This is a genomic window from Mannheimia varigena (genome assembly GCF_013377235.1).
GTDB classification, from domain to species: Bacteria; Pseudomonadota; Gammaproteobacteria; order Enterobacterales; family Pasteurellaceae; genus Mannheimia; species Mannheimia varigena.
The window spans coordinates 1,476,490-1,493,088 of sequence record NZ_CP016226.1 but is presented as its reverse complement, the minus strand read 5'-3'; the positions used below and the strand labels follow the sequence as shown (position 1 = coordinate 1,493,088).

The following is a 16,599-nucleotide window of genomic DNA, read 5'->3' as shown; positions in this document are numbered from 1 at the left end:
TATGAATAACGATTTCTTAGTATTAAAAAATGTAACTAAATCTTTCGGCAAAGCAACTGTTATCAATAATCTCAACCTCAGTATTCCAAAAGGCAAAATGATTACCCTGCTTGGACCTTCAGGCTGTGGAAAAACCACCGTTTTGCGGTTAGTCGCAGGTTTAGAAAGCCCGACTTCTGGGCAGATTTTTATTGATGGCGAAGATGTTACCCAAAGCTCAATCCAAAACCGTGATATCTGTATTGTATTCCAATCCTATGCACTCTTTCCGCATATGTCGATTGGCGATAATGTCGGCTATGGCTTAAAAATGCAAGGGGTGCCGAAGGAAGAACGCCTACAACGTGTGAAAGAAGCATTAGAATTAGTGGATTTAGCAGGCTTTGAAGACCGATTTGTCGATCAAATTTCAGGCGGACAACAGCAACGGGTCGCTCTAGCTCGTGCCTTAATTCTTAAACCAAAGGTTCTGCTATTTGATGAACCATTAAGTAACTTAGATGCTAACCTTCGCCGTTCAATGCGAGAAAAAATCCGTGAATTACAGCAACGCCTGAATATTACTTCACTTTATGTTACTCACGACCAATCGGAAGCCTTTGCGGTGTCTGACCAAGTAATTGTGATGGATAAAGGCATTATCAAACAGCAAGATACGGCAAAAAATCTCTATTTACAGCCAAACTCGCTATTCCTTGCCAACTTTATGGGCGAATCGACAATTCTGCCGGCGAAGAAATTGGATGACCAAATCCAAATTGGCAATTTCAGTTTTATTCTTGCTAATTCAGCTCGCTTCAATGTACCGAACGGCGACTGCTTGGTTGGCATCCGCCCAGAAGCAATCCGCTTGCAGGCTGATGGTGAAGAAAATCAACGTTGCCAAATCAAACACGCGGTTTATATGGGTGCTCATTGGGAAATTGCAGTGGAGTGGCAAGGCAAAGAGCTGATGGTAAACCTCAACCCTGATCAATATAATGAAAACCAAGAGGAATATTATATTCACTTAAGCCAAAATGGTATCTTTTTGCTTAATAATGAGTAGCCAATAAAAATACAAGCGGTCTGATTTGCAAAAAAATTTACCAATCAGACCGCTTGCTATTCAAACAGCGTTAATTATTTCTGTTTTTTCAAGAACTCAACGGCAGTATCAGGGAAGTCGGTAAATACGCCCGTTGCTCCTGCTTTATTCAATAGTGCATCATACATCTGATCTACGTTTTCAAAAAATGGAGCTAGCGCATCTTTACGCACAGTGTAAGGGTGAACTTCTAACTTATGTTTAGCTAACTCTTTTACAAGCGGAGTATATTTAATATCTCCTACTTTTGAGTTTTTATCGTCAACTAACATATACCAGCCCGGACCTACGCCATCTGCATATTTCGCAACTTCCGCCATTGCACCATCTTTGAACATCCAATCGTAGTCGTAATTAACCCACTTACCGTCTTTATCTTTCTCTTCGGTTTCGTGCCAGTCGGTGTAAGCAACTAACTGCACTAATTTCACATCCATACCAAGCTGAGGAAGTAATTCAGTTTTAATGCGTTTTAACTCATTGAAATCAAAAGTTTGTAGATAAACTGGCGATGATTTTTTATCGTAGCCATATTTTTTCAGCACTTTTAAGGTTTCTAATGCAATGTCTTTACCTTCTTTATGGTGTAACCAAGGGGCTTTAATTTCTGGATAAATGCCGATTTTTTTACCTGTTGATTTTTCTAAGCCTTGAATAAACTCAATTTCTTCTTCAAACGTATGAATTTTAAAGTTAGACTGCCAGAGAGGGAAACGTTTTGGGTAAACTTGAACCTGTTTGCCATCTTCCATTTTGAAGTTTTCAGTCATTTCAAGTGTGCGAATTTCTTCTAAGGTGAAATCTGCTACATAGTAACGTCCATCTTCACGCTTACGTTCCGGGAATTTTTTCGCTACATCGGTTAAGCCATCTAAGAAGTGGTCGTGGATCACAATAATGTGGTTATCTTTCGTCATTGCAAGATCTTGCTCTAAATAGTCTGCTTGTTGCCCGAATGCAAGTGCCTTAGACTCTAAAGTATGCTCAGGTAAATAACCACTTGCACCACGATGAGCAATAACTAACTTATCCGATTGTTGTGCATAAGCACTCAATGTCGCTGCTGATAATGCTAACGCTGCAATTAATGTTTTTAATTTAAATTTCATAGAATTACCTCATTGTTGTAAAAATAAAGGAAGAACAATATGCTCTTCCTTTTGTGAATGAATTAACGATTATTTACCATAGTGATCGCCTAATTTAGCTTTATGTTTACCTTCTTCAATCATCACGATAAACATCAGTAACACAGCTAACACGCCACCTGCGATCATCACATAGAAGCCACCGTCCCAGCCAAATTCATGAGCTGCCCAACCAACTACCGCAGACGCAGACACTGTACCACCTAAGTAACCGAATAAACCGGTAAAACCTGCTGATGTACCAGCTGCTTTTTTCGGTGCTAATTCAAGGGCATGTAAACCGATGAGCATTACCGGTCCGTAAATTAAGAAACCGATAGTAGTCATTAAGATGAAGTCCATTAACTGATATGGATTTTCATACCACGCTTTACCAGCATATTGAGCTAGCTCTGCCTCAGGTGTGGCTGGGTTCAACCATAATGCAACAACCGCAGCTGTCGTTAAAATCATAAACACGAAACCGGTTAAGCCACGTTTACCTTTGAAGATTTTGTCGGATACCCAACCACAGAGTAATGTTCCTGGGATTGCCGCCAGTTCATAGATAATATACGCAGACGCTGTACCTTTGATGTTGAAGTGTTTCACTTCCCCCAAATACACCGGTGACCATTTCAATACACCATAACGGATTAAGTAAACGAATACGTTAGCAATTGCGATGTACCACAATAGTTTATTTTTCAACACATAAGTGAACAAAATTTCTTTGGTAGTTAACTCAGTTTCAGATTTTTTCTCATCGTAATCATCTGGGTAGTCATTACGCCATTTTTCAACCGGTGGTAAACCGCAAGATTGTGGGGTATCTTTCATCATAAAATAGATTGGAATCGCCGCAATCATTGCTGCAATACCCGGATAGTATAAGGCTTGTTGCCAAATATCTTTCGCTGTTGCTTCCACGCCGTAGGTATTGTAGAAAATTGCACCGGCAAGAATTACCATCAAGCCCGGTACCATACCACCTACGTTGTGAGCACAGTTCCAAATAGACACGATAGTACCGCGTTCAGATTTAGACCACCAGTGCACCATTGTACGTCCACACGGTGGCCAACCCATACCTTGGAACCAACCGTTTAAGAAGATCATCACGAACATCACCGCAATGCCTGAAGTTGCCCACGGCATTAAGCCCATCATAGTCATACATAAACCGGAAAGTAATAAACCAAATGGTAAGAATACTTTCGGATTTGAACGGTCAGACATCCACGCCATCACAAATTTTGATAAACCGTACGCTAAGCCTGCACCGGTACCGATAATACCAAGTTCCGCTTTGTTATAAAGACCAGCTTCAATCAAGCCTTTTTGTGCCAAGTCGAAGTTTGCACGCACAAAATAGTACGCCGCATAACCAAAGAAGATCCCTGCAAACACTTGCCAACGCAAGAATTTGTATCTTGCATCAACTTTGTCCGCCGGCAATTCCGCAATATGCGGAGCGGGTTTAAATGGACCAAACATTTTTATTCTCCAATATAATTATTAAGTAATACCTATTCTTAGGTCGGTCAATAATATCTGAAAATAACAAATGACAAAGTTATTTTTTGCAAAAGTGTGATTTATTTCACAAAATTTTCACTTTAAATCATTTTAAATTTTCGAAAATACGCATTTTATTCTTGTGTATCTAATCTAACTACTTATAAAAAAGCTGTTTTACACGACTAAAAAAGCAGTAAACTACGATTTAAATTCAATAATTTTGTGATATAGATCTGATTTTTAAACAAATCTATTTGAACTCATTTTATTTTCGTTTATGCTAATAAAGTTTAAATTAAGTTCAAATTCGAGCAATCAGCATCGAACAAAAGGAGCAAAAAATGCAAAGAAATCAACAACTCGCTCAAGTGCAACAAACACAAAAATGGGATTTTATCATTATTGGTGGTGGTGCTAGTGGTTTAGGGATTGCAATAGATACTGCCTCTCGTGGTTATAAAACCTTATTACTAGAAAGCCACGACTTCGCTAAAGGGACATCAAGCCGCAGTACTAAATTAGTGCATGGTGGTGTTCGCTATTTAGCAAACGGTGATGTGGCATTAGTGAGAGAAGCATTGCGTGAACGTGGTCGCTTAGCTAAAAATGCGGCTCACCTCTTTAAAAACCAAAGTTTCATTATTCCAAACTACACCCTTAAAGATTGTTTAATGTACCGCGTTGGTTTAGGAATGTACGATATGCTCTCAGGCAATCTCAGTTTAGGTAAAACCCAAAATATTGATAAAGCTGAAGCCAAAAGACGCTTACCAACGTTAAACGATTTAGGCTTACGTGCCGGTACTGTTTATCAAGATGGACAATTTGATGATGCTCGTTTAGCCGTAAATATGGCACAAACAGTAGTAGAACAAGGCGGTACAGTGCTGAACTACGCTAAAGTAACGTCATTACACAAAACGCCACAGGGGAAAATTGATGGTGTCACGTTCTACGATGAGCTAAATCAGCAAGAACATACGGTATTCGGTACAGCAGTAATTAATGCAACCGGCGTATTTATGAATGATATTTTAAGCATGGATCACGGTAGCCCGAAAAAATTCGTTGTGCCAAGTCAAGGGATTCACTTAGTGCTAGATAAATCATTCTTACCAAGTAATGATGCTTTGATGATCCCTAAAACCTCAGACGGACGTGTTCTATTTGCTGTGCCTTGGCACGAAGTTTTAGTAGTAGGCACAACAGATACGCTAATCGAACATCCATCTTATGAACCAATTCCATTAGAACAAGAGGTAAACTTTATTTTAACTACTGCGGGGCAGTATCTGACAAGAAAACCAACTCGTGATAATGTAAAAGCAGTATTTGCAGGACAACGCCCACTTGCTGCACCTGAAAAAGAAGGTCAAAGCACGAAAGAGGTTTCTCGTAGCCATAAAGTCTTAACCGACCCAACCAGCGGCTTAGTTACTATCACAGGTGGCAAATGGACAACCTATCGCCAAATGGCAGAAGATACGGTTGAAGAGGCATTAAAAGTTCACCCACAATTAGGTAATAAACCTTGCCGAACAGTAGATTTATCTATTCACGGAAACATTCCAGCAGAGCTAGTAAATCTGCAAGACCATCTCTATGTTTACGGTTCAGACATTCCAGAATTGCGTGGATTAATGACTGCTTACCCTGAATATGCAGAAAAAATCCACCCAAGATTGGATTACACCGTAGCTGAAGTAATTTGGGCAGTTCGTAACGAGATGGCACAAACAGTGGAAGATGTGTTAGCTCGCCGTGTTCGCTTACTCTTTACCGATGCGAGAGCAGCTATTGACAGTGCTGCCAAAGTAGCTGCTATTATGGCGAAAGAAATGGGTAAAGATGAAATGTGGCAACAACAGCAAGTAGCTCAATTCCTTGATGTTGCTAAACATTATTTATTGGTTGATTACCAACCACAATTAATTGCTTAATCTTTGGGTATAAATTAAAAGCCACCTTTAAAAGGTGGCTTTTTAATATATATAAGCGGTCAAAAATGATAAAAATCTTACAAAAACATTTTCGTTTAAATATTGATTTAACAATGATATGAAATGCAAACATCAATTAGTAAATTTTTCAATAATTTCGACCGCTTATTGCTGGAGGATGATTATCTTCTATTTTGCTTCTGCTTTAATAAAAATAATGCAACTAATCCTAACGCCGAATAACCAACCCCTTTGGTTTTCAGAAATTTTTTCAACATAAACTCTAATACCGCTGTAGTCGCAACTGGCGATGAAATAAGCGATAAACCTGTATTTCTTGCTTGTTTAAACGGCTGAACAATATCATTTTTAGTTTTCTTAGTTTCCGCTTTAAAACGCATTCTCAGAGCATTGCCTTTCATTATTAACAATTCTTTCTCGGTTAGTTTTAAATCTTCCATTTTAATTACTCCCCATTATTATCCTTAAAATTATCTTTAAAAGTTAAGGCACTTTTAAATGCGGCGATATCTAGTTTTAGCTCATCTAACGTACTTTGCATAAAACTGGTTTGCTTTTTCAATGAGGCTATAATTCCCCAAACAAAGAGCAATACCAATACTAAACTTATGCCTGAAATAGTAAAAAACGCCACTACTTTATATTCAGGTAACAAATAATTGTCTAAAGCAAATAATAAACTAACAAATGAAAATAATAAAAATATAAAAACTAATAGCGCCAAAACCAAAACAGAAACTAATTGATTTTTTTGCTCATTAATTTCTAACCTTGCCATTTCACCACGAACTTGAATTATCTCTAATAAAGTAACAAGGCTATTCCTAAATCCAGATTTAATATTATCTAACATATTACATTCCTTGTATTAAACAATAAGCCACACCAAATAGGCGTGGCTTAATTATTTAATTAAAATATTTTAATTAAAGAAAAATTATTATCTTCTAGCAACTAAAACACCTAATAACAACCCAACCACACCAGCTACGGTAATTGCTTTATATGGATTATCATGTACTAAGGTATCTGTTTGTTTTGCAACATTTTTAGCGCTATCAATAGTATCATCTTTTAATGTAGCGAAACGATATTTAACATCATCAAACTGTTCAGATAATTTATGTTTTAATTTTTTATATTCTTCTGTAGATGAATCTGATGTTTCATTAAATAATTCTTCTGCATTTTTTAAGATTTCACGAATTTCATTCGTTAATTCTTCACGTTTTGCATCTAAACTCTTAGCCATAATTACTCTCCTTATCTTAGTTAATATGACATTTAAAACATAATTCATTTATGTTTCACTATTTAAAATACAGACCCTATACACTAATGTCAATCTTTATTTTTCAACTTTATTTAATTTAATTTTGAAATTAAATAAACAACAAGCGGTTATAATTTGCAAATTTTTTACCAAATATGGCCGCTTGTAAAAATACTTAATGCTTTTAAAGCATTGCTTTGAGGGCTTCTGTCAACTTTTGATAACGCTGATATTTTGCCTGATAAGCGGCATAATTTTCTGCATTCGGCTCAAACACCTGCATTTCAGCATTTAGAGCGTGTACTTGGCTGATCTCTAAACCCACACCTTGCATCGCCATCATTGCTGCTCCCAAACAGCCGGTTTCTTCCACTTGTGGCACTTCTAATCGCATTCCGGTTAAATCCGCCAACATTTGCATCCACACTTTTGACTTCACCGGGCCGCCGGTCACACGCAACACATTGGTTTTCGGGAAGCGGATAAACATACGATTTAGGTGCGTCATCAAGCTAAACAATACACCCTCGTAAATCGCTTGCAGCAAGTGCATTTGCGTGTGGTAAGACTGCATTCCGTAGAAGCTCGCTTGCATTCCTAAGCCTGCGTTTGAGCCGTAAAGGAACGGCACAAACAGCACCGAACTTTGAGCCGACGGCAATGCAGCGATACCTTCGTTGATCTCTTGATAGCTCAAATTGCTCCACTGTTTTACGAACCATTCCAAGTTGCCTGCCGAAGTCGGGCTGGCTTCGTGCACAATAAATTTCCCCGCTTCCGCATAACGTCCGTAAACAAACGGCAGCTCTTGGTTTGGGTCAAGATAATCAGTAATACCGCTCACCACCGACCAAGTTCCTAGCACCACGTTGAGCTTGCTTTCATCGTCTAGGTTCACACAGCGAGCGGTAGAAACCACATCAAACAAACCGCCAACCACTGGTGTGCCCACCGCCAAGCCTGACAGCTTCGCCGCCTCTTCCGTGACAAAACCAGCCACTTTATTCGGCTCAATTACCGGCGGTAATTTTTCCAACACATCAGGCATTCCAAGCAAATCGGCTAATTGCTGATCGTATTCGCCAGTCGCCATATTGTAGAGATTGCTCTCGGAAATATTGCTCTCTTCGCAATGCAGCTCGCCGGTTAAGCAAAAACGCAGATAGTCGTGCGACATCAGCACCGAGCCGATTTGTTCATAACGCTGCGGTTCATTTTGCTGTACCCATTTCAGAATGGAAACCGGATGCCCAGTCCAAAGCGTTTGGCGGGTAATCGGGTAGAGTTTTTGCGGAATGCCGTCTGCCTGCCACTGCTTAACAATCTCCAATGAACGCTGGTCGGAAGATAAAATCGCCCTCCCCAACGGCTGATTGTTTTTATCTAATAAAAACGCCCCCTTACCTTGGGCGGAAATGCCTACGCCCTTGATATCTGACGGGCTCACTCCACTTTTCTCAATGGTCGCACGCACCACTGCCGCGCACACCTGCCAGAGCTGCTGCATATCACGCTCCGCATAGCCTGCGGTTTCACTGATAACCGATACGTTTTCACGATGAAGTGCTTGAATATTGCCTTGTTGGTCAAAAAGAGCGGCTTTAATAAAGGTGCCGCCGCAGTCAATACCGAGGGTGTAGTTCATTTAATTCCTCCTTACTCTAAATTTAATCAGCGATATATTTACTCTAAACAACAGCTTACATCAATAATTACATTTTTTTGAATTATTCTTTAAAGAAAATACGTTTTAATCGCCCTATAGATACTTTACCTCGTCTAACTTGATCTAAAAATACAGCTAGAATAATAACAACACCAATAATTAAGCGCTGTAGATAAGAGGTTACATCTAATAAGGTCAAACCATTTTGCAATACCCCCATAATTAAGGCTCCTACTGAAGTTCCTATAACTGAACCAAAGCCACCAATTAAACTAGTACCTCCAATAACAGTCGCTGCAATAGCATCCAATTCGTAACCTGTACCTGCAATAGGCTGCGCTGCATTCAGGCGACCAACTAAAATAACTGCACCTACTGCAGCCAATGAACCATTAATTACGTATGTTTTAACTTCTAATTTATCAACATTTACACCAGATAAACGAACAGCCTCCCGATTTCCCCCTAAAGCATAAATTTGGCGACCAAAAATCGTCTGAGTTAACACATAAAAACTTACTAACACAACCAAAATAGCAATAATTACGGGAACAGGTATAGAAAATGAATCTGAAACTAGTATTCTTCCATTACCCAAAAAACGTAAAGCATCCGGAAAATTATAAATTGTTTTTCCATCTGATAAAGTTAATGCTAATCCTCTAGCAATCCCCATCATTCCAAGTGTTGCAATAAATGAAGTAACTTTACCATATACAATAATAATCCCATTTACATATCCACATAATGCACCGACTAAAACACAGCCTAATATAGAAAGTAAAACTACAACTAAGACAGCAAAATCTGAAGCATCCTCACCTAACCATCTAATACCAGCATGAGTAAATAGGCCTAGGCATACAGCACTTAGTGCAACTATAGAACCTACCGAAAGATCTATCCCCCCAGTCAAAATAACATAAGTCATACCGACAGCAATGATACATATAACAGATACCTGTAAGAGAATATTTATAATATTATTAGCTGATAAAAACGCATCTGAAGCAAATGACATTCCAATAATCATTACGATTAATGCAATACCAATGCCTAATTTTGAAAGAATTAATTTTAAGTTATCCATTTTATACCTCACACACCAATCATTGCTTTCATTAAGTTCTCCTCGGTAATTTTAGAACGTTCTTTAACTTCTTCTACAATTTCACCATTTCTCATCACAATAATCCTATCTGACATTGTAATTAATTCAGGTAAGTCCGATGAAACCATAACAATCGTCCCACCATTATCTGTAAACTCCCTCATCAGATCATAAATTTCAGATTTTGCTCCAACATCTATTCCCCTTGTAGGCTCATCGAAAAATAAAATATCTACTCCACTTTCCAGCCAACGAGCAATTACAACTTTTTGTTGATTTCCTCCAGAGAGAGTTCGCGTATATTGTTCACTATTACTAGAGACAATCTTTAAACGCTCACGTTGATATTCTGCTACACTTTTTTCTTTTCCTTGATCTAATCTAAATCCTGTCCAAAAAAGATTTAATATTGGTAATGTAATATTTTTCCGAATACTTTGATCTAACACTAGCCCTTGTAATTTACGATCCTCTGTAATAAATCCAATTTTGTGTTTTACCGCTTGCTCTGGAGAGCTAATACTAACTTCTTCTCCATCTATAAAAATATTTCCGCTAGAATCATCTGCTCCATAGATTGCTCTTAAAAGCTCTGTTCTACCTGCACCAACTAAACCTGCAAACCCCAATATTTCTCCTTTATAAACCTTAAATGAAGAAGCCTTAATCTTTTTATTAGTAATATTTTCAACTCGTAATTTTTCCTGTGTAAATTCTATATTTCTCTGATAATGGCCTAAATTAATTTCACGGCCAACCATCAACCTTACAATTTCTTCTATTGAAGTTTCTTTGTACGACATAGTTCCAGTAATATTTCCGTCTCTTAATACCGTAACTTTATCCGAAATATATTGGAATTCTTCTAAGCGATGAGAGATATAAATCATTGCTACGCCTTTCTCTTTCAATTGATGAATAATTTTAAAAAGCGTTTCTGTATTTTTACGAGATATAGATGATGTAGGCTCATCAAAAATTAATACTTTATATTCGCTAAAAATAGCTTTTGCAATTTCAACCATTTGTTGTTGTGCAATAGAAAGATCGGAAACCAAATCATCAGGCTTTATATCCAACTCTAATTCACTAATAATTTTTAGTGTTTTCTCTCTCATTATTTTCCAATCCATACGATTACCTAATCTCGCATGTTCTTTTCCTAGGAAAATATTTTCTAACACAGTCAGTTGAGGTACTAACATTAATTCTTGGTGAATAAAACCAATCCCATATTTCTGACCATCTTTAACATTACGGGGAGAGTAAATTTTACCATGAAAAAACATTTGACCATTATCTGGGTCATAAATACCAGCAATAATCTTACATAAAGTAGATTTTCCTGCTCCATTTTCTCCAATTAAACAATGTACCTCGCCTGGATATATATCAAGATCAATTTTGTCTAAAACTGTTACTCCATAGAAACTTTTACTAATGTTTCTAAGAGATAGAACAGGTAAAATATCTGACATAATAATTATCTCCTCTTATCAAAGATCGTATTGAGAATAATATAAAAATCATAACAAAACTGTGATCAATATCACATAACTCCAATAGAGATAAAAAAGCCATTTATAGACTTTCAAATTTTGAGAACTAAATCACAGTTTTTAAATAAATTTTATTTTAGGATTACATATGATTTCTAACTATAAACTTGCTGGAGATTAATTATGAAATCTAAACTATTCAAAGCAACACTTCTAACAAGTGCATTAGCTCTTTCTACTTCTCTTTTTGCAGCAGAAAAACCTCAAATTGCATTATTGATGAAAACATTGAGTAATGAATACTTCATCTCTATGCAACAAGGTGCTGAAGAAGCAGCTAAAAAAATGAATGTAGATTTAACAATCCAAGTAGCAGAAAAAGAAGATTCAACAGAGCAACTTGTTGGATTAGTTGAAAATATGATTGCTAAAAAAGTAGATGCAATTATCGTCACACCAAATGATTCTATTGCCTTTATACCTGCTTTCCAAAAGGCAGAAAAAGCAGGAATCCCAATTATTGATTTAGATGTAAGACTTGATGCTGAAGCTGCCAAAAAAGCTGGCTTAAAATTTAACTATGTTGGTGTAGATAATTTTAACGGCGGTTATTTAGAAGCTAAAAACTTAGCAGAAGCTATGGGAAAAAAAGGAAATGTTGCTATACTTGAAGGTATTCCTGGCGTAGATAATGGCGAGCAGCGTAAAGCCGGTGCATTAAAAGCATTCTCTGAATATCCAGATATAAAAATTGTTGCTTCACAATCCGCCAACTGGGAGACAGAACAGGCTTTAAATGTAACAACTAATATATTAACTGCCAACCCTAGTATTCAAGGTATTTTTGCAGCAAATGATAATATGGCAATTGGTGCAGTTACTGCTATTGAAAATGCAGGATTAGCAGGTAAAGTACTCATAACAGGTTATGATGGTATTCCTCTTGCTATCGAATATGTTAAACAGGGAAAAATGCAGAATACAATTGATCAATTACCTAAAAAACAAGTCGCAGTTGCAATTGAACATGCAATTAAACAAATTAATAAACAAGATATTCCTGAAGTTTATTACATTGACCCAGTAGTCATTGATCAAGCTGAAGCGAAGAAAAATTATTAATTCATCAGTATTATACGATATAGTTGTTTAATAACTAGCCGTATCAACCGATAGGCTAGTTATTATAATAAAAATGGATCTCACACCCTAATTATTTGATAGTTAAACGATAAACGCTATTCTAGCAAGTAAATAGTGTTTGTTCATCATTACCAACTCTACAATTTAAGGGATAAATTCTGCTATAACTACACTGTAGGAACGAGTCCTCAATTCATAGAAGAAAACATTTTATTACTTCGCTAATTCATCAATCGCTTTAACAAGGCCGTCGCCGTTTTTCTCGATAAATGCTTTTCTGGTTTCAGCAGAAACGGCATTTTTGAACGGTGTGGTGTCGAGGTTATCAACAAATTCAATGCCGGCTTTTTTCAGAGAATCAATGATTTTTTGCTCATTCTCTAAGTTAAGCTGACGTTGGTATTGTCCTGCTTCTTGGGCAGTTTCGATCAACACTTTTTGTTGTTCAGGCGATAACGCATCAAATTTCGCTTTGTTCATTACCACAATTAACGGGGTGTAGCCGTGGTTGGTAAAGCTGAAATATTTCTGCACTTCGTAAAGTTTTGCCGACCAAAAAATGCCGATTGGGTGTTCCTGTGCATCAACCGCTTTGGTTTCAAGGGCGGTATAAAGCTCAGATAACGGCATTGGCACCGGGTTTGCCCCTAAGATTGAGAAGGCTTGAATGTACATTGGGTTTTGGTTAGTACGGATTTTTAAGCCTTTGATATCATCAGGTTTGGTGATCGGATGTTTGGAGTTCGAAAATGCTCGGAAACCCACTTCCCAGAACGCTAAGCCTTTTAAACCTTGGGCTTCAAGGGATTTCAGCAAGCCTTGACCGATTTCGCCGTCTAAGGCTTTGTAGGCGTGCTCACGATCTTTAAAAATGAACGGAATATCGATTACATTCAGCTTTGGTTCTAAACCGGTAAAGTTAGAAGAGCTAGACATTGCAATATCAATGGTGCCGCCACGCACACCGCTGATCGCCGTTTGGGCGTTGCCGAGTGTGCTGTCTGGAAACAGGCTTAATTTAATGGATTTATTCGATTTTTCTTGTAATAAATCATTAAATTTTTTCGCCGCAATATGTTGGGTGTCGGAACGAGGAGCTTCATAAGCAAAGCGGAACCTTTGGTCAGCTTGAACATAACTACTGAACAAAGTCATCGAAGTGACAACTGCTAAAAGAGGTTTTAGGGTCAATTTCATAGCATTCTCCTATAAGAGACAAGCGGTGTGATTTTGTAAATTTTTTGCAAAACTTGACCGCTTGTACCTCACACGAGCCGTGTGAGGTTACTTTATCCGAGCCACGCTGTGGCTCTACTAGCCCCAAAGGGGCTGGGATAGTTAAACCTAGCACGACTCGTGCTAGGCTGACTTTTATTTCGCTAACGCATCAACTTGTTTTAATAGTTCATCGCCGTGTTTTTCGATGAATGATTTACGCACGTCAGCTTCGATTGCGGCTTTGAACGGCGCATTGTCCACTTGTTCGATCACTTCTACGCCTGCTTTGCGTAATTTCTCGATGATCTCTTTTTCGTTTTTCACGTTAAGATCACGTTGGAATTGACCAGCTTCTTTCGCTGCTTCTAATAATGCAGTTTGAAGCTCTGGGCTTAGGCTGTCGAATTTCGCTTTGTTCATTACCACGATTAATGGCGTGTAGCCGTGGTTGGTTAAGCTTAGGTGTTTTTGTACTTCAAACAATTTTGCCGACCAGAAAATGCCGATTGGGTGTTCTTGGGCATCAACTGCACGGGTTTCTAACGCGGTGTAAAGCTCAGATAATGGCATTGGCACCGGGTTGCCGCCTAATAAGTTGAAGGCTTGAATATACATTGGGTTTTGGTTGGTACGTACTTTTAAGCCTTTGATGTCTTCCGGCTTGTTCACGGCGTGTTTTGAGTTAGAGAACGCACGGAAACCAACGTCCCAGAATGCTAAGCCTTTTAAGCCTTGAGCTTCTAAATCTTTTAATAAGCCTTGACCGATTTCACCGTCTAACACTTTATAAACGTGCTCACGATCTTTGAAGATGAACGGAATGTCAATCACGTTTAATTTTGGCTCTAAACCAGTGAAGTTTGGTGAACCTGACATTTCGATATCAATCGTACCGCCACGCACGCCGCTGATCATCGTTTGTGCGTTACCTAAGGTGCTGTCCGGGAAAAGTTTTAATTTGATTTCGCCTTTGGTTTTTTCTTTAAGGAGATCATCAAATTTTTTCGCCGCGATGTGTTGGCTGTCTGAGCGTGGTGCTTCGTAACCAAAACGTAATGAGACTTCCGCCATTGCTGATGAGCTCATTACCGCAACACCTGCTACTAACGCTGCCAAAGTTTTTAAGTTGAAAAGTTTCATAGAGTTCTCCTGTGATAAAAAAATTGTGGTTTACAAGCTGTGACATTTTGCAAATTTTTTACCAAATCCCACCGCTTGTGGGTTAAATTTTTACTGCATCCAGCTCAAGGGCACAAGTACCAATGATGGGAAGAAAACAAAGAGTAACAACAATGCGATCATCATCATTAAGTAAGGGAAAACACCTTTTGCTGCTTGGTCAAATGGTAATTTTGACACACCGGTAATCACGTTTAACACGTTGCCCACCGGTGGGGTAATTAAGCCGATTGAGGTGTTTAAGATGAATAACACACCAAAGTACACCGGGTCGATACCTGCTTCTTCCACTAACGGCATCAATACCGGGGTTAGAATTAATACGGTTGGGGTTAAATCCATCACCATACCGATAATAAATACCGCAAGCATAATCACCAATAATAGGGTTGTTGGGTTTTCAATTAACGGCTCTAGTAATTCGGTGAGCATTGTCGGTAACTCTGCCACCGTGATTAACCAGCCGGTTACGTTTGCCGCTGCTACCAAGAACATTACCACTGCGGTTGTTTTTGCTGCCGCTAATACCACTTTGTATAAGTCTTTGAGTTTCATTTCACGGTAAACGAACAGTGAAACAATCAACGCATAGAACGTCGCAACCGCACCTGCCTCAGTTGGGGTGAACATCCCTGAGCGGAAACCGCCGATGATGATAACAGGTAACAATAACGCCCAAATACTGTTTTTAAACGAGATACATAACTCTTCTTTGGTTGCTTTTGAGAAGGTCATTAAATCCAAACGTTTTGCTTGCCACCACCAGAGAGCCGCCAAGCAGATACCCATCATAATGCCCGGGAAGATACCGGCTAAGAACAATTTGGTAATCGACACACCACTCGCTACACCAAACACGATAAACGGAATGCTTGGCGGAATAATCGGGGCGATAATCCCTGCCGTGCCGATTAAGCCCGCAGATTTATCAATCGGATAACCGGTGGTTTTCATCATCGGTAACAACATTGCCGCCACCGCTGCCGTGTCCGCCACCGCAGAACCCGAGAGGCTTGCCATAATCATTGCGGCTAAAATTGCCACGAAGCCCAATCCACCCCGTTTGTGGCCGACTAACTTCATCGGTAAGTCGATAATGCGTTTAGACAAACCACCTTCGTTCATAATTTCACCGGCAAGGATGAAGAACGGGATCGCCATTAGTGAGAAGCTGTCTGCACCACTGACGATTTGTTGAGCAAGGATTTGAGCATCAAACAGATCTAAGTGCAGCATTAAAGCCACGCCGCAGACTAAAAGTGCAAATGCAACCGGAATGCCTAATAAAATCGAGCCAAGTAATACGGAAAGAAAAATTACAACAGTCATTTACTTTCTCCTTTCGCAATTACGCCAATGGTTGCAACAATGCGTACAACAATTAAGATACCGATTAATACACCTGCAACCGTGCTTGCAAGGAAAGTAATTCCTTGCGGTAAGCCCGAAATTGGGGCAAAGTTATTCAAGTTAAGATTAAATTGAATCCAACTACCATCTACAATTAAGTAGCAGCAGAACAACATCGCTAAATCAGTAAACACACTTAAAATATTTCTACCAACCGGCGATAATTTGTCTGTCAGCATTGTTACTCTAACGTGCTGGTTTTCACTAAACGCCAATACTGCACCTAAGAAAGCAAGCCATACAAACATATAACGTGAAACTTCTTCTGTAACGTTAATACTGCTATTAAAGCCGTAACGTAATACGACATTGAGGAAAACCAAGATAGACATAGCGGATAAAATAATTACCACCAATGCCTCTAATGCTTTTCCAACTAATTGAGCAAAGGCTTTCATAAACTA

At 38.6% G+C, this 16,599-nt stretch carries 15 protein-coding genes; 3 read left to right on the top strand and 12 right to left on the bottom strand.

The window, feature by feature from the left end; translation table 11 throughout:
- Position 1 precedes the first annotated feature (1 nt).
- The gene (gene fbpC / locus A6B40_RS06970) at positions 2-1,048 is read left to right on the top strand and encodes a ferric ABC transporter ATP-binding protein (RefSeq protein ID WP_176671946.1); all 1,047 of its coding nucleotides are present in this window, start codon (positions 2-4) and stop codon (positions 1,046-1,048) included.
- A 74-nt stretch (positions 1,049-1,122) separates the two neighbouring features.
- Here fbpC and glpQ read toward each other — a convergent pair whose 3' ends face one another.
- Together glpQ and glpT are read right to left on the bottom strand one after the other, a co-directional pair.
- Complete coding sequence (gene glpQ / locus A6B40_RS06965; RefSeq protein ID WP_025216406.1) at positions 1,123-2,196, bottom strand: glycerophosphodiester phosphodiesterase; 1,074 nt, start codon at positions 2,194-2,196, stop codon at positions 1,123-1,125.
- 69 nt (positions 2,197-2,265) lie between these two features.
- Complete coding sequence (gene glpT / locus A6B40_RS06960; RefSeq protein ID WP_025216405.1) at positions 2,266-3,711, bottom strand: glycerol-3-phosphate transporter; 1,446 nt, start codon at positions 3,709-3,711, stop codon at positions 2,266-2,268.
- Positions 3,712-4,076: 365 nt separating this feature from the next.
- Between glpT and A6B40_RS06955 the strand changes: the two genes are divergently transcribed.
- Positions 4,077-5,675 (top strand): glycerol-3-phosphate dehydrogenase/oxidase, encoded by a 1,599-nt coding sequence (locus A6B40_RS06955; RefSeq protein ID WP_176671945.1) that lies wholly within the window; start codon positions 4,077-4,079, stop codon positions 5,673-5,675.
- 182 nt (positions 5,676-5,857) lie between these two features.
- Here A6B40_RS06955 and A6B40_RS06950 read toward each other — a convergent pair whose 3' ends face one another.
- The 6 genes from A6B40_RS06950 to A6B40_RS06925 form a co-directional block, all read right to left on the bottom strand.
- Positions 5,858-6,136: a hypothetical protein gene (locus tag A6B40_RS06950; protein ID WP_025216403.1), complete on the bottom strand. Its 279-nt coding sequence runs from the start codon at positions 6,134-6,136 to the stop codon at positions 5,858-5,860.
- A 5-nt stretch (positions 6,137-6,141) separates the two neighbouring features.
- Positions 6,142-6,549, bottom strand: a complete 408-nt coding sequence (locus A6B40_RS06945; protein ID WP_025216402.1) for a phage holin family protein — start codon at positions 6,547-6,549, stop codon at positions 6,142-6,144.
- An 87-nt stretch (positions 6,550-6,636) separates the two neighbouring features.
- Positions 6,637-6,948 (bottom strand): ElaB/YgaM/YqjD family protein, encoded by a 312-nt coding sequence (locus tag A6B40_RS06940; RefSeq protein WP_025216401.1) that lies wholly within the window; start codon positions 6,946-6,948, stop codon positions 6,637-6,639.
- A gap of 205 nt (positions 6,949-7,153) precedes the next feature.
- A complete protein-coding gene (locus A6B40_RS06935) occupies positions 7,154-8,614 on the bottom strand; it encodes an FGGY-family carbohydrate kinase (RefSeq protein WP_176671944.1) in 1,461 nt (486 codons plus the stop codon).
- An 82-nt stretch (positions 8,615-8,696) separates the two neighbouring features.
- Positions 8,697-9,725: an ABC transporter permease gene (locus A6B40_RS06930; protein ID WP_176671943.1), complete on the bottom strand. Its 1,029-nt coding sequence runs from the start codon at positions 9,723-9,725 to the stop codon at positions 8,697-8,699.
- A gap of 8 nt (positions 9,726-9,733) precedes the next feature.
- Positions 9,734-11,224, bottom strand: coding sequence for a sugar ABC transporter ATP-binding protein (locus A6B40_RS06925; RefSeq protein ID WP_025216398.1), 1,491 nt, complete (start codon positions 11,222-11,224; stop codon positions 9,734-9,736).
- 204 nt (positions 11,225-11,428) lie between these two features.
- On the opposite strand from A6B40_RS06925, the gene A6B40_RS06920 reads away from it, so the two are divergent.
- The gene (locus A6B40_RS06920) at positions 11,429-12,367 is read left to right on the top strand and encodes a sugar ABC transporter substrate-binding protein (protein WP_025216397.1); all 939 of its coding nucleotides are present in this window, start codon (positions 11,429-11,431) and stop codon (positions 12,365-12,367) included.
- A gap of 234 nt (positions 12,368-12,601) precedes the next feature.
- On the opposite strand, the gene A6B40_RS06915 is transcribed toward A6B40_RS06920, so the two are convergent.
- The 4 genes from A6B40_RS06915 to A6B40_RS06900 form a co-directional block, all read right to left on the bottom strand.
- Complete coding sequence (locus tag A6B40_RS06915) at positions 12,602-13,585, bottom strand: TRAP transporter substrate-binding protein (protein ID WP_176671942.1); 984 nt, start codon at positions 13,583-13,585, stop codon at positions 12,602-12,604.
- Positions 13,586-13,759: 174 nt separating this feature from the next.
- Positions 13,760-14,746, bottom strand: coding sequence for a TRAP transporter substrate-binding protein (locus A6B40_RS06910; RefSeq protein WP_138317731.1), 987 nt, complete (start codon positions 14,744-14,746; stop codon positions 13,760-13,762).
- Positions 14,747-14,836: 90 nt separating this feature from the next.
- Positions 14,837-16,114: a TRAP transporter large permease subunit gene (locus A6B40_RS06905; RefSeq protein WP_176671941.1), complete on the bottom strand. Its 1,278-nt coding sequence runs from the start codon at positions 16,112-16,114 to the stop codon at positions 14,837-14,839.
- Positions 16,111-16,593 carry a TRAP transporter small permease gene (locus A6B40_RS06900; protein WP_025235017.1) on the bottom strand — a complete coding sequence of 161 codons (483 nt, stop codon included), beginning with the start codon at positions 16,591-16,593 and terminating at the stop codon, positions 16,111-16,113. The genes A6B40_RS06905 and A6B40_RS06900 overlap by 4 nt, the downstream gene beginning before the upstream one ends.
- Between the last annotated feature and the right edge of the window lie 6 nt (positions 16,594-16,599).

Excerpts from the sequence above, each read along its gene's own strand:
- fbpC (WP_176671946.1), top strand. The coding sequence starts at position 2 with ATGAATAACGATTTCTTAGTATTAAAAAATGTAACTAAATCTTTCGGC.
- glpQ (WP_025216406.1), bottom strand. The coding sequence starts at position 2,196 with ATGAAATTTAAATTAAAAACATTAATTGCAGCGTTAGCATTATCAGCA.
- glpT (WP_025216405.1), bottom strand. The coding sequence starts at position 3,711 with ATGTTTGGTCCATTTAAACCCGCTCCGCATATTGCGGAATTGCCGGCG.
- A6B40_RS06955 (WP_176671945.1), top strand. The coding sequence starts at position 4,077 with ATGCAAAGAAATCAACAACTCGCTCAAGTGCAACAAACACAAAAATGG.
- A6B40_RS06950 (WP_025216403.1), bottom strand. The coding sequence starts at position 6,136 with ATGGAAGATTTAAAACTAACCGAGAAAGAATTGTTAATAATGAAAGGC.
- A6B40_RS06945 (WP_025216402.1), bottom strand. The coding sequence starts at position 6,549 with ATGTTAGATAATATTAAATCTGGATTTAGGAATAGCCTTGTTACTTTA.
- A6B40_RS06940 (WP_025216401.1), bottom strand. The coding sequence starts at position 6,948 with ATGGCTAAGAGTTTAGATGCAAAACGTGAAGAATTAACGAATGAAATT.
- A6B40_RS06935 (WP_176671944.1), bottom strand. The coding sequence starts at position 8,614 with ATGAACTACACCCTCGGTATTGACTGCGGCGGCACCTTTATTAAAGCC.
- A6B40_RS06930 (WP_176671943.1), bottom strand. The coding sequence starts at position 9,725 with ATGGATAACTTAAAATTAATTCTTTCAAAATTAGGCATTGGTATTGCA.
- A6B40_RS06925 (WP_025216398.1), bottom strand. The coding sequence starts at position 11,224 with ATGTCAGATATTTTACCTGTTCTATCTCTTAGAAACATTAGTAAAAGT.
- A6B40_RS06920 (WP_025216397.1), top strand. The coding sequence starts at position 11,429 with ATGAAATCTAAACTATTCAAAGCAACACTTCTAACAAGTGCATTAGCT.
- A6B40_RS06915 (WP_176671942.1), bottom strand. The coding sequence starts at position 13,585 with ATGAAATTGACCCTAAAACCTCTTTTAGCAGTTGTCACTTCGATGACT.
- A6B40_RS06910 (WP_138317731.1), bottom strand. The coding sequence starts at position 14,746 with ATGAAACTTTTCAACTTAAAAACTTTGGCAGCGTTAGTAGCAGGTGTT.
- A6B40_RS06905 (WP_176671941.1), bottom strand. The coding sequence starts at position 16,114 with ATGACTGTTGTAATTTTTCTTTCCGTATTACTTGGCTCGATTTTATTA.
- A6B40_RS06900 (WP_025235017.1), bottom strand. The coding sequence starts at position 16,593 with ATGAAAGCCTTTGCTCAATTAGTTGGAAAAGCATTAGAGGCATTGGTG.